At 73.7% G+C, this 12,597-nt stretch carries 8 protein-coding genes and 3 pseudogenes; 8 read left to right on the top strand and 3 right to left on the bottom strand.

All coding sequences use genetic code 11. The features are described from left to right. Window positions 1-16 precede the first annotated feature (16 nt). From N8I86_RS23375 to N8I86_RS23395, 5 genes and pseudogenes are all read left to right on the top strand, one after another. Window positions 17-1,536: pseudogene (locus N8I86_RS23375) on the top strand (aldehyde dehydrogenase family protein). 47 nt (window positions 1,537-1,583) lie between these two features. Next, entirely contained in the window at window positions 1,584-3,116 is a 1,533-nt protein-coding gene (locus tag N8I86_RS23380; protein ID WP_073888786.1) for a GMC family oxidoreductase, read from the top strand. After that, window positions 3,113-4,372 (top strand): quaternary amine ABC transporter ATP-binding protein, encoded by a 1,260-nt coding sequence (locus tag N8I86_RS23385; RefSeq protein ID WP_263278628.1) that lies wholly within the window; start codon window positions 3,113-3,115, stop codon window positions 4,370-4,372. Before N8I86_RS23380 ends, N8I86_RS23385 begins: the two co-directional genes overlap by 4 nt. Further along, window positions 4,372-6,309 (top strand): ABC transporter permease, encoded by a 1,938-nt coding sequence (locus N8I86_RS23390; RefSeq protein WP_263278629.1) that lies wholly within the window; start codon window positions 4,372-4,374, stop codon window positions 6,307-6,309. The genes N8I86_RS23385 and N8I86_RS23390 overlap by 1 nt, the downstream gene beginning before the upstream one ends. Window position 6,310: 1 nt before the next feature. Beyond that, window positions 6,311-7,279: an ABC transporter substrate-binding protein gene (locus tag N8I86_RS23395; protein WP_263278630.1), complete on the top strand. Its 969-nt coding sequence runs from the start codon at window positions 6,311-6,313 to the stop codon at window positions 7,277-7,279. A gap of 6 nt (window positions 7,280-7,285) precedes the next feature. Here N8I86_RS23395 and N8I86_RS23400 read toward each other — a convergent pair whose 3' ends face one another. Both N8I86_RS23400 and N8I86_RS23405 read right to left on the bottom strand, forming a co-directional pair. Beyond that, window positions 7,286-8,047 (bottom strand): isocitrate lyase/PEP mutase family protein, encoded by a 762-nt coding sequence (locus tag N8I86_RS23400; RefSeq protein ID WP_263278631.1) that lies wholly within the window; start codon window positions 8,045-8,047, stop codon window positions 7,286-7,288. Continuing rightward, on the bottom strand, window positions 8,044-8,544 hold the full coding sequence (locus N8I86_RS23405; protein ID WP_263278632.1) for a carboxymuconolactone decarboxylase family protein: 501 nt from the start codon (window positions 8,542-8,544) through the stop codon (window positions 8,044-8,046). The genes N8I86_RS23400 and N8I86_RS23405 overlap by 4 nt, the downstream gene beginning before the upstream one ends. Window positions 8,545-8,591: 47 nt before the next feature. Between N8I86_RS23405 and pdxR the strand changes: the two are divergent. Further along, window positions 8,592-10,014, top strand: a pseudogene (gene pdxR, locus N8I86_RS23410) (MocR-like pyridoxine biosynthesis transcription factor PdxR). A 16-nt stretch (window positions 10,015-10,030) separates the two neighbouring features. Here pdxR and N8I86_RS23415 read toward each other — a convergent pair. After that, window positions 10,031-10,878, bottom strand: a pseudogene (locus N8I86_RS23415) (DMT family transporter). A 132-nt stretch (window positions 10,879-11,010) separates the two neighbouring features. Between N8I86_RS23415 and N8I86_RS23420 the strand changes: the two are divergent. After that, a complete protein-coding gene (locus N8I86_RS23420; RefSeq protein WP_093475309.1) occupies window positions 11,011-11,364 on the top strand; it encodes a hypothetical protein in 354 nt (117 codons plus the stop codon). 14 nt (window positions 11,365-11,378) lie between these two features. Beyond that, window positions 11,379-12,563: a glutathionylspermidine synthase family protein gene (locus N8I86_RS23425; protein WP_263278633.1), complete on the top strand. Its 1,185-nt coding sequence runs from the start codon at window positions 11,379-11,381 to the stop codon at window positions 12,561-12,563. Window positions 12,564-12,597: the final 34 nt, after the last annotated feature.

Raw genomic sequence — 12,597 nt, forward strand, 5'->3', positions numbered from 1 at the left:
GAAGGCAATACCGATCATGGCGGACAGAACGATACGACAGGCCGAGGCGACCATTCACGCGGGGGGCGAGTGGCTGGAATCGGTCTCCGGTGCCACGCGCGAGATCCTCGACCCCGCGGACGCCCGGCCGTTCGCCGTGGTCGCGGAGGGTGACGAGAAGGACACCGACCGGGCGGTGGCCGCCGCCCGCCGGGCCTTCGACCAGGGCCCTGGCCCGGCACCCCGGTCGCCGAGCGCGCCGCGCTGCTGCGCCGCGTGGCCGACCTCCTCGTGCGCGACCGCGAGGAGCTCGGCCTGCTGGAGAGCCGGGACGCGGGCAAGACCGTCGAGGAGGGCCGCGTCGACATCGACTGTGTCGCCGACGCCTTCCGGTACTTCGCCGACCAGGTGGCCGCCGAGTCCCCGGGCCGGGTGGTCGACGCGGGGACGCCCGACGTCCACAGCGTCGTGGTGCACGAACCGGTCGGCGTCTGCGCGCTGATCACTCCCTGGAACTACCCCCTGCTCCAGGCCAGCTGGAAGATCGCCCCGGCCCTCGCGGCGGGCAACACCTTCGTCGTCAAGCCCAGCGAGATCACCCCGATGACCACCATCGCGCTGATCGACCTGCTGACCGAGGCCGGACTGCCCGCCGGAGTGGCCAACATCGTCACCGGCCCCGGCCACACCGTCGGCGCCCGGCTCGCCGAGCACCCCGACGTCGACCTGGTCTCCTTCACCGGCGGTCTGATCAGCGGCACCAAGGTCGCCCAGGCCGCCGCGCCGACCGTGAAGAAGGTCGCCCTCGAACTCGGCGGCAAGAACCCGAACGTGGTCTTCGCCGACGCCTGCGCCACCGAGGAGGACTTCGACACCGCCGTCGACCAGGCCCTCAACGCGGCCTTCATCCACAGCGGCCAGGTCTGCTCGGCCGGCGCCCGGCTCATCGTCGAGGAGTCCGTCCGCGAGCGCTTCGTCGCCGAACTGGCCCGCCGGGCCCAGCGGATCAGGCTCGGCCGCGGCACCGAGGACGGCGTCGAGTGCGGCCCGCTCGTCTCCGAGCAGCAGCGCGCCAAGGTCGAGACGTACGTGGCGGGCGCCCTCGCCGAGGGCGCGGTCCTGCGCTGCGGCGGCAAGCGCCCGCAGCCGGCACCGCAGCGGCCCGGCACCGGCTGGTTCTACGAGCCGACGATCCTCGACGCCTGCCACCGCGACATGGCGGTCGTGCGCGAGGAGGTCTTCGGCCCCGTCCTCACCGTGGAGACCTTCCGCACGGAGGACGAGGCGGTGTTCCTCGCCAACGACACCGAGTACGGCCTCGCCGGCGCCGTGTGGACCACCGACCCCGGCAAGGCCCGCCGGGTCGCCGGGCGGCTGCGCCACGGCACCGTCTGGATCAACGACTTCCACCCCTACCTGCCGCAGGCGGAATGGGGCGGCTTCGGCAAGAGCGGCACCGGCCGCGAACTGGGTCCCGCCGGACTCGCCGAGTACCGCGAGACCAAGCACGTCTACCAGAACCTCGCGCCCAAGCCCGTGCGCTGGTTCGCCGGCTGACCTCCCGACCGCGCGAGCGGCACGTCCCACCTGGAGTAAGTACCACCATGTCCCACACCCCCCATGTCTACGACTACGTCGTCATCGGCGGCGGAACCGCGGGCTCCGTCATCGCCTCCCGCCTCACCGAGGACCCCGACGTCACCGTCGCCGTCATCGAGGGCGGCCCGAGCGACGTCGATCGCGACGACGTCCTCACGCTGCGCCGCTGGATGGGTCTGCTCGGCGGCGACCTCGACTACGACTACCCGACCACCGAACAGCCCCGCGGCAACTCCCACATCCGGCACAGCCGGGCCCGCGTCCTCGGCGGCTGTTCCTCCCACAACACCCTCATCTCCTTCAAGCCCCTGCCCTCCGACTGGGACGAGTGGGAGGCCGCCGGCGCCAAGGGCTGGGGCGCCGTCCCCATGGAGGCCTACTTCGCCCGCCTGAAGAACAACATCGTCTCCGTCGACGAGAAGGACCGGAACGCCATCGCCCGCGACTTCGTCGACGCCGCCCAGTCGGCACTCGGGGTACCCCGGGTCGAGGGCTTCAACCACAAGCCGTTCACCGAGGGCGTCGGATTCTTCGACCTCGCCTACCACCCGGAGAACAACAAGCGGTCCTCCGCCTCCGTGGCCTACCTGCACCCGGTCATGGACGAACGCCCCAACCTCCACCTCCTGCTGGAGACCTGGGCGTACCGGCTGGAGCTGGACGGCACCCGCGCCGAGGGCGTCCACGTGCGCACCAAGGACGGCGAGGAACTGCTGATCCGGGCCCGCAACGAGGTCGTGCTGTGCGCCGGCGCCGTCGACTCCCCGCGCCTGCTGCTGCACTCGGGCATCGGCCCCCGCGAGGACCTCGAAGCGCTCGGCATCCCGGTCGTCGCCGACCTGCCGGGCGTCGGCGAGAACCTGCTCGACCACCCCGAGTCCGTCATCGTCTGGGAGACGAACGGCCCCATCCCGGAGAACTCCGCGATGGACTCCGACGCCGGTCTGTTCGTGCGCCGCGACCCCGAACACGCGGGCCCCGACCTGATGTTCCACTTCTACCAGATCCCGTTCACCGACAACCCCGAGCGCCTCGGCTACGAACGCCCGCGGTACGGCGTCTCCATGACCCCCAACATCCCCAAGCCGAAGAGCCGCGGCCGGCTCTACCTCACCAGCGCCGACCCGGCCGTGAAGCCCGCCCTGGACTTCCGGTACTTCACCGACGAGGACGACTACGACGCCCGGACCCTGGTCGACGGCATCCGCATCGCCCGTGAGATCGCCCGGAGCGAGCCGCTGGCCGGCTGGCTCAAGCGCGAGGTGTGCCCCGGACCCGAGGTCCAGGGCGACGCCGAACTGAGCGAGTACGCCCGCAAGGTCGCGCACACCGTCTACCACCCGGCCGGCACCTGCAGGATGGGCGCCGCCGACGACGAACTCGCCGTCGTGGACCCGGAGCTGCGCATCCGCGGCCTGGACGGCATTCGCATCGCCGACGCGTCCGTCTTCCCGACGATGACCGCCGTGAACCCGATGATCGGGGTGCTCATGGTCGGGGAGAAGGCCGTCGACCTGATCGGAGGTGAGTCCCGATGACTCTCACGGTTCCCACACGCAAGCCCCCCACCGACGCCCCCGTCTTCTCCGTGGACGGCCTGTGGAAGGTGTTCGGCCCGAAGGCCGGCCGCGTCCCCGCCGACCCGGAACTGACCGGGCTGAGCCCCGCCGAGCTCCGCTCCCGCACCGGCTGCACCGCCGCCGTGCGCGACGTCTCCTTCGACGTGCGCAAGGGCGAGGTGTTCGTCGTCATGGGCCTGTCCGGCTCCGGCAAGTCCACCCTCGTCCGCTGTCTGACCCGGCTGATCGAGCCGACGGCCGGCACGATCGCCATCGACGGCGAGGACGTCCGCGCGATGGACAAGTCCCGCCTGCGCGAACTGCGGCGCCACCGCGCCGCCATGGTCTTCCAGCACTTCGGCCTGCTCCCGCACCGCACCGTCCTCGACAACGTCGCCTACGGCCTGGAGATCCAGGGCGTCGGCCGTGCCGAGCGGCGCGAACGGGCCGCCGAGGTCGTCGCCAAGGTCGGCCTCGCCGGCATGGAGAAGCGCCGACCCGGCCAGCTCTCCGGCGGCCAGCGCCAGCGCGTCGGCCTCGCCCGCGCCCTCGCGGTCGACCCCGAAGTGCTGCTCTTCGACGAGCCGTTCAGCGCGCTCGACCCGCTCATCCGGCGCGACATGCAGGAAGAGGTGGTCCGCCTGCACCGCGAGGAGGGCCGCACGATGGTCTTCATCACCCACGACCTGAGCGAGGCGCTGAAGCTCGGCGACCGCATCGCCCTCATGCGCGACGGCCGGGTGGTCCAGCTCGGCACCCCCGAGGAGATCGTCGGCTCCCCGGCCGACGACTACGTCCGCGAGTTCGTCCGCGACGTCCCGCGCGAACAGGTGCTGACGGTCCGTACGGCCATGCGCCCCGCGTCCGGCGCCGACCCGGGGACCGGCCCGGCGGTCCGCCCCGAGGCCACGGTCTCCGAGGCCATCGAGGCGGTGGCCCGCGCCGGAGCCCCGGCCCGCGTCATGGACGACGGCCGCTGCCTGGGCGTCGTGGACTCCGACGCCCTCCTCTCGGTGGTCGCGGGAACGACGGCACCGGAAACCGCACCGACGGCACCGGAAGCCACACCGGCCGCACCGGCCGCCGGCACCACCCCGGCCGACGCCACCGCGAAGCCCGTCCCCGCGGCGGCCGACACCGCCGCCGCCCGGACGGCGGCCGCCGCCGACGGCGCCCCCGGCAAGAGCGGGCAGGCGGCACCGCCGCGCCCCCGGACCAGTCCGGAGGCCGTCTGATGGCAACGCTCACCGTCCCCACCTCCCGCGCCGACAAGCCCCGCGTCCTCAGAAGCCGGGCCGCGGGCAAGCTCCTCCTGCTCGCCCTCGTCGCCGCGGTCCTCGCCCCGTGGGCGGCCACCCACTGGCCCGGCGCCAGCTGGCCCCACGCCCTCACCGTCGACCTCTCCAAGCCGCTGGCCGGCGCCAGCGACTGGGTCATCGACAACCGGGACAGCCACCCCCTGTTCCTGTACTTCTTCGGGTACGTCAGCAACGCGGTCGTCCTCTCCGTCCGCGCCGTCTACCTCACCCTGCTCGCCGCGGGCTGGGCCGGCGTGACGGTCCTCGGCGCCCTCGTCGCCTGGCGCGTGGCCGGTGTCCGGCTGGCCGCCGGCACCGCCGCGGCGATCCTCGCCTGCGGCGTCCTCGGCATGTGGATCCCCACCATGCAGACCCTCGCACTCATGGTCGTGGCGGTCCTCGTCTCCGTGGCCGTGGGCGTGCTCCTGGGCCTCGCCGCCGGTCTCTCCGACCGCCTGGACCGCGCCCTGCGCCCGGTGCTGGACACCATGCAGGTGCTCCCGGCGTTCGCCTACCTCCTCCCCGTCGTCCTGGTCTTCGGCATCGGCGTCCCCGCGGCCGTCCTCGCCACCGTGGTCTATGCCGCCCCGCCGATGGCCCGCCTGACCGCGCTCGGCCTGCGCGGAGCCGACCCCGAAGTCCTGGAGGCCGTGGAGTCGCTCGGCGCCACCCGTCGCCAGCGGCTGCTGACCGCCCGGATCCCGCTGGCCCGCAAGGAACTCCTCCTCGGCCTCAACCAGACGATCATGATGGCGCTGGGCATGGCCGTCATCGCCTCGGTCATCGGCGCCGGCGGTCTCGGTGACCGCGTCTACCAGGCCCTCGCCTCGGTCGACGTAGGGGCGGCCCTCGCGGCCGGCATCCCGATCGTGCTGCTCGCCGTCGTCCTGGACCGCGTCACCGCGGCCGCCGGGGACGGGCACACCCGTTCCCGCACGATCGGCTGGCCGTACGCCCTCGCCGTCACCGTGGCCGTCGCGCTGGCCGCCCGGCTGCTCGGCGCCCTCGACTGGCCCGCCGGCGCCACCCTGGACATCGCCGGTCCGGTGAACACCGCGAAGGACTGGATGGTCGACCACCTGTACTCCGGTGTCCCCGTCGTCGGCGGCACCGCCGAGTGGGCGGCCCACTTCACCACCTGGGTCCTCGACCCGGTCCGCTCCGGTCTGCAGTGGCTGCCCTGGTGGTCGGTCCTGCTGATCGTGGCCGCCCTGGCCTGGCTGATCGGCACCTGGCGCACCGCGCTGACCGCCGTCCTCGCCATGGCCGCGATCGGGGTGCTCGGTGTGTGGGAGCCGTCCCTGGACACCCTCTCCCAGGTGCTGGCCGCCGTGGCCGTCACCCTCGTCCTGGGCTTCGCCACCGGCATCGCCGCGGCCCGCAGCGACCGCGTCGAGCGTGCGCTGCGCCCCGTCCTGGACGTCTTCCAGACCATGCCGCAGTTCGTGTACCTGATCCCGGTCGTCGCCCTGTTCGGCGTCGGCCGCGCCCCCGCCGTCGCCGCGGCCGTCGTCTACGCCCTGCCGGCCGTCGTCCGGATCACCGCGCAGGGCCTGCGCCAGGTCGACCAGGCCGCCCTGGAGTCCGCGCGCTCGCTCGGCGCGACCGGCCGCCAGCAGCTCTGGCAGGTCCAGCTCCCGCTCGCCCGGCGTTCGCTGCTGCTCGCCGTCAACCAGGGCGTGGTCCTGGTCCTCGCCGTCGTCATCATCGGCGGTCTGGTCGGCGGCGGCGCCCTCGGCTACGACGTCGCCTTCGGTCTCGCCCAGGGCGACCTGGCGACCGGCCTGGTGGCCGGCGCCGCCATCGTCTGCCTGGGCCTGATGCTCGACCGGGTGACCCAGCCGACCGGGCGCCGCGCGAAGAAGGGAGCCTGACATGCGATTCCGTCGATTCCGTACGACCGGCCCGGTCGCCGTCGCCCTCGCGGTCCTGGGTCTGACCACCGGCTGCGGCGCCGCCGACATGACCAAGCAGGCCAGCCCGTTCGCCAACGCCCAGGGCGCGAAGAGCGTCACGCTGTCCGTGCAGTCCTGGGTGGGCGCCCAGGCCAACGTGGCCGTCGCCCAGTACATCCTCGAACACAAGCTGGGCTACCGCGTCGACACCGTCCAGGTCGACGAGGTGCCCGCCTGGGACGCCCTCAGCCAGGGCCGGGTCGACGCCCTCCTGGAGGACTGGGGCCACCCGGACCAGGAGAAGCGGTACGTCGAGGACAAGAGGACGATCCGGCACGCCGGCGACCTCGGGGTGACCGGCCACATCGGCTGGTACGTGCCGACCTACCTGGTCAAGCAGCACCCCGACATCACCGACTGGCGGAACCTGAACAAGTACGCCTCGCTGTTCCGCACCGCGGAGAGCGGCGGCAAGGGCCAGCTGATGGACGGCTCCCCGTCCTACGTCACCAACGACAAGGCGCTGGTGAAGAACCTGAAGCTGAACTACCAGGTCGTCTTCGCCGGTTCCGAGGCGGCGCAGATCACCCAGATCAAGCAGTTCGCCAAGGACAGGAAGCCCTTCCTGACGTACTGGTACTCGCCGCAGTGGCTGTTCAAGAAGGTCCCCATGACGGAGGTGAAGCTGCCGCCGTACAAGGAGGGCTGCGACGCGGACGCGGCGAAGATCGCCTGCGCCTACCCGCACACCCCGCTCCAGAAGTACCTCAACGCGGACTTCGCGAAGTCCGGCGGCAAGGCGGCGGCCTTCCTGAAGAAGTTCCGGTGGACGACCCAGGACCAGGACGAGGTCGCGCTGCTGATCGCGCAGGAGAAGCTCAGCCCCGAGGACGCGGCGAAGAAGTGGGTGGACAGCCACCCCGACGTGTGGAAGAAGTGGCTGTCCTGAGCCGGTTCAGCCAACCCCCGCGGCGATCTCCCGCAGGGCGGCCGCGGCCCGCAGCTGGAACCCCGGCCCGAACGTGACGCGGGTGGCCCCGAGTTCGCCGAGCGCGGCGGGCGAGGGGCCGCTCCCGTCCAGCCGGGCCAGCGCGTTCAGCGGGCCCCGGATCCCGGCCCGCAGCAGCGGCAGCACGGCCTGCGGGGCGAGGATCGGATACACGCAGTCCGCGCCCGCCGCCACGTACGCCGCCGCCCGCTCGACGGCACGCCCGGGATCGCCGTCGCCGTGCACGAAGGTGTCCACGCGGGCGTTGACGAAGAGCCGGCCGGCGGCGGCCGAGCGGACCTCGGCCAGATAGTCGGCGTGCTCGTGCGGGTCCTTCAGGACGCCCCCCGCGGAGTCCTCCAGGTTGCAGCCGACGGCCCCCGCCTCCAGCAGCCGCTCCACCAGCTCCTCGGGCCGGAGCCCGTAGCCGCCCTCGACGTCCGCCGACACCGGCACGTCCACGGCCCGGGTGATCCGCGCGACCGCCGCGAACATCTCGTCGGCCGGGGTGGCCCCGTCGGCGTACCCCAGGGAGGCGGCCACCCCGGCACTGGGCGTGGCCAGCGCGGGGAACCCCGCCTCCGCGAACACCCGGGCACTGGCCGCGTCCCACGGCCCGGGCAGGACCAGCGGGTCGCCCGGGGCACGCCCCCGGTGCAGCGCGCGGAACGCGTCCGCCCCGCCCGGCGCGGCCGGCCTCCCGGGTCCCGCGGCGGGGGCGGCCGTCACGCGTGCTGTCCCGGCCGGTAGTGGCCCGGCACCATCCGGGTGGTCACGCCGAACCGGTTCCAGGCGTTGATCACCGTGATCGCGGCGATCAGCTGCGCCAGCTCGGCCTCCTCGAAGTGCCTGGCCGCCTTCTCGTACACCTCGTCCGGGACGAAGCCCTCCGTCAGGACGGTGACCGCCTCGGTCAGCTCGATCGCCGCCAGCTCCTTCTCCGTGTAGAAGTGCCGCGACTCCTCCCACGCGCCGAGCTGCACGATCCGCTCGACGCTCTCGCCGGCCGCGAGCGCGTCCCTGGTGTGCATGTCGAGGCAGAACGCGCAGTGGTTGACCTGCGAGGCGCGGATCTTCACCAGCTCGTACAGCTTCGCATCCAGCCCCTTCTTCGCGGCGGTGTCCAGGCGGACCATCGCCTTGTAGACCTCGGGTGCGTGTTCGGCCCAGCTCAGACGCGGGGTGTGCTCGGTGGCGTACTCGACGGTTTCCTGTGCAGTGCTCATGCCCTCGACCCTAGGAGCCGGGCAGCCCAGGAGTATGGTCCATTTCCATGGCGAGAACGTGGGCCACTTCGGGCGTCGACCTGCACCTCGAACCGGCCGGTCCGGGCGGCCTGCGCCGGGGCCTGACCGACGCGCTGCGGGACGCCGTCCGCACCGGCCGCCTGGCCCCCGGCACCCGGCTGCCCTCCTCCCGGTCCCTCGCCGCCGACCTCGGCATCGCCCGCAACACCGTCGCCGAGGCCTACGCCGACCTGGTCGCGGAGGGCTGGCTCACCGCCCGGCAGGGCTCCGGCACCCGGGTGGCCGCGGGAGCGCCCGCCCCGTCCGCCGCGCCGCGCCGCACGCCCCGGGACCGGCCGCCGGACCGACGGCAGCCCGGCGCCGGGACCCCGGCCGCCCCACCCACGACCTCGTCCCCGGCACCCCCGACCTCGCCGCCTTCCCGCGCGCCGAGTGGCTCAAGGCCGCCCGCCGCGCCCTGAACACCGCCCCCTACCACGCGCTCGGCTACGGCGACCCGCGCGGCCGGCCCGAGCTGCGCACCGCACTCGCCGGTTACCTCGCCCGCGCCCGGGGGTCCGCGCCGACCCGGACAGCGTGCTGATCACCGCGGGCTTCTCGCACGCCCTGACCGTCCTCGGCCGGGTGCTGCGGGCCCGCGGCGTGCGGGCGGTGGCGGTCGAGTCGTACGGCCTCGCCCCGCACCGGCGGCTCCTGCGGGACGCGGGCCTCGCGACCCCCGCGCTGCCGTACGACGCGCTCGGCACGGACCCGGAGCCGTGGGGCGACGCCGGGGCGGTGCTGCTGACTCCCGCCCACCAGTTCCCGATGGGCACGGCCCTGCACCCCGACCGCCGGGCCGCCGTCGTGGACCGGGCACGGCGCACCGGCGGACTGGTCCTGGAGGACGACTACGACGGCGAGTTCCGCTACGACCGCCAGCCGGTCGGCGCGCTCCAGGGACTCGATCCCGAGCGGGTCGTCCACCTCGGCACCGCCAGCAAGTCCCTCGCGCCCGGACTGCGGCTGGGCTGGATGGTGCTGCCGCCGTCCCTGGCCGAGGAGGCGGCCGCGGCGAAGGGCGGCACCGACACGGTGGGCGTGCTGGAACAGCTCACCCTCGCCGAGTTCATCTCCTCCGGCGCCTACGACCGCCACGTCCGCTCCTCGCGGCTGCGGTACCGGCGCCGCCGCGACGCCCTGGCCGCGGCGGTGGCCGAGCACGCGCCCGACGTGCGGGTGACCGGGATCGCGGCCGGCCTGCACGCGGTGCTGCGACTGCCGCCGGGCACGGAGCAGTCGGTGGTCCAGGCCGCCCTCTGGCAGGGACTGGCCCTGCACGGCCTGGCCCATCACCGCCATCCGCAGGCCGTCACCGAACACCTGGACGCGCTGGTCGTGGGCTACGGCACCCCGCCGGACAGCGCGTGGGGGGCCGCTCTGGAGGCCCTGTGCCGGGTGCTGCCGTAGCCGTCGCCGGACCCGCTCAGGCCTCGTCCGGCCGCGGGGCGCCCTCCGCCGCGGGTGCCTCGCCGAACCGCGCCAGCAGCAGCGCGCCCGCCACCGCCACCATGAAGCCCAGGACCGCCAGCCAGGCCAGACCCTCCCGGGTGCGGTCGCCGAGCCACACCACGCCGACCGCCGCCGGGCCGACCGTCTCGCCGATCACCATGCCGGCCGTGGCCGTCGTCACCGAGCCCCGCTGCAGGGCGGAGGTGAGCAGCAGGAAGGCGGCACCGCCACCGATCAGCAGGGCGTACGCCGCCGGGTCGGTGAACAGGTCCGCCGGACGTAGCGAGTCGATCAGCCGTACCGACACCTCCACCACCCCGAACCCCAACCCGGCGCCCAGTCCGAGGAGCAGCGCCCGGGTCCGGCCGGTCAGCCGCCCGCCGACCGCGCCGAGCAGCAGCACACCGACCGCGGCCGCCACCATCGCGTACGGCAGCCAGTTCGGGCCCTGCTCCTCGCCCTCGGTGCCCGAGGCCAGCCCGAGCATCGCCAGACCCGCGCACACCACCCCCACGGCGGCCCACTCCAGCCCGCTCAGCCGCACCCGCAGCAGCCGCGCCGCCACCACGGCGGTCACCGCGAGGCTCGCCGCCAGCGCCGCGCCCACCGTGTAGATCGGCACGGACCGCAGCGCCGCGATCTGGAGCAGGAAGCCCAGACCGTCCAGCGCCAGCCCGGCGATGTACCGCCACTGCCGCAGCGCCCGCAGCAGCAGCGCCGCGTCCCCGCCGCCGTCCCCGCGGCGGCCGCCTCCCGCGCGGCCACCGCCTGCAACACCGTCGCGGTACCGAAGCAGACCGCCGCGCCGAGGGCGCACACCATTCCAAACAGCACGAAGCGACTCTAGGGGAGCGGGAATTCGCGGGGCCCCCTGCCCTGCCGGTGCCACCGGTGCCTAGGCTGGCCCGCAGCGAGACCGGCATCGGCCGGCCGACACACGGGGGAGACGAAGACATGAGCACAGCACAGCCACGCACGCGCCGGCGGCTGCGGTCCGGCACGGTCGTCCTCGGCGGCATGGGCCTGCTGGCGACCGCCCTGACCGCCTGCTCCTCCTCGGACCCGGACAAGCGCTGCGTGGACCGCGACAGTTACACGTACGGCAAGGGCTACAAGGTCGTCTCCGACAAGAACTGCAAGTCCACCAAGTCCTCCTCGCACGGCACCTGGTACTACGGCGGCACGAAGAAGGGCTCGTTCGTGGGCGACGGCTCCTTCACCAAGCCCGGCAAGGGCTCGGGCGGCGGCTCGGGCGGCGGTGTCCACCGCGGGGGCTTCGGGGGCGGCAAGGGCGGCTCCGGCGGCTGAGCCGGGCACAGGAGATGGAACGCCGCACGATCGAACCCCGCCCCGGCTGGCAGCGGACCGTCGAGGAGCAGGGACTCGTCTATCCGCTCACCCGTCACCCCGACGGCTCGCTGCGCCCCTACTGGGACGAGAGCGCCTACTACGTCTTCACCCTCGACGAGGTCGAGGCCCTGGAGGAGACCGTCGAGGAACTGCACGGCATGTGCCTGGCGGCCGCCGGGCACATCGTGGCGAAGGACCGCCTCGGGGACCTCGGCATCACCGACCCGCGCGTGGCCGCCGCGGTCACCGAGGCCTGGCACCGCCGTGCCGAACTCCCCTCCCTGTACGGCAGGTTCGACCTCCGCTACGACGGCACGGGACCGGCGAAGCTGCTGGAGTACAACGCCGACACCCCGACCTCCCTGGTGGAGGCCGCCTCGCCCCAGTGGTTCTGGATGGAGGACCGGTTCCCCGGCGCCGACCAGTGGAACTCCCTGCACGAACGCCTCGTCGACGCCTGGCGCGCGCAGGCCGCGCTGCTGCCGCCCGGCAGCCCCCTGCACTTCGCGCACTCCTGCGCCGACGAACTCGGCGAGGACCTGATGACGGTCGCCTACCTCAAGGAGACCGCCGAGCAGGCCGGCCTGGACACCGACTGGATCTCCATGGAGGAGATCGGCTGGGACACCCTCGCCGGCCGCTTCGTCGACAACCGGCTCCGCTTCATCCGGGGCATCTTCAAGCTCTACCCCTGGGAGTGGCTCACCACGGACGCCTTCGGCGGGCACGTGCTGGACACCCTCGACAACGGCGGCGGCACCGGCAGCACCCTGTGGATCGAACCGGCCTGGAAGATGCTCCTGAGCAACAAGGCGCTCCTGGCGGTCCTCTGGGAGCTGTACCCCGGCCACCCCAACCTCCTCCCCGCCTACCTCGACGGCCCGCGCGAGCTGGCCGGGCCGGCCGGTTACGTCTCCAAGCCCCTCCTGGGCCGCGAGGGCGAGGGCGTCACCGTGCACCCGCCCGGCGCGCCCGCGGTGCTCCGCGACGAACCCTGCTGCTACCAGCAGCTGGCCCCGCTGCCCGCCTTCGACGGCAACCACGTGGTCCTCGGCGCCTGGGTCGTCCGCGATGAGTCGGCCGGCCTCGGGATCCGCGAGTCCTCGGGCCTGATCACCGACGAGTACGCCCGCTTCCTGCCCCACGTGATCCTCTAGCGCACCGGGACCGGCGCCGGGCGACGGCCCCCGC

The sequence above is a fragment of the Streptomyces albidicamelliae genome (assembly GCF_025642175.1).
Classification (GTDB): domain Bacteria; phylum Actinomycetota; class Actinomycetes; order Streptomycetales; family Streptomycetaceae; genus Streptomyces; species Streptomyces albidocamelliae.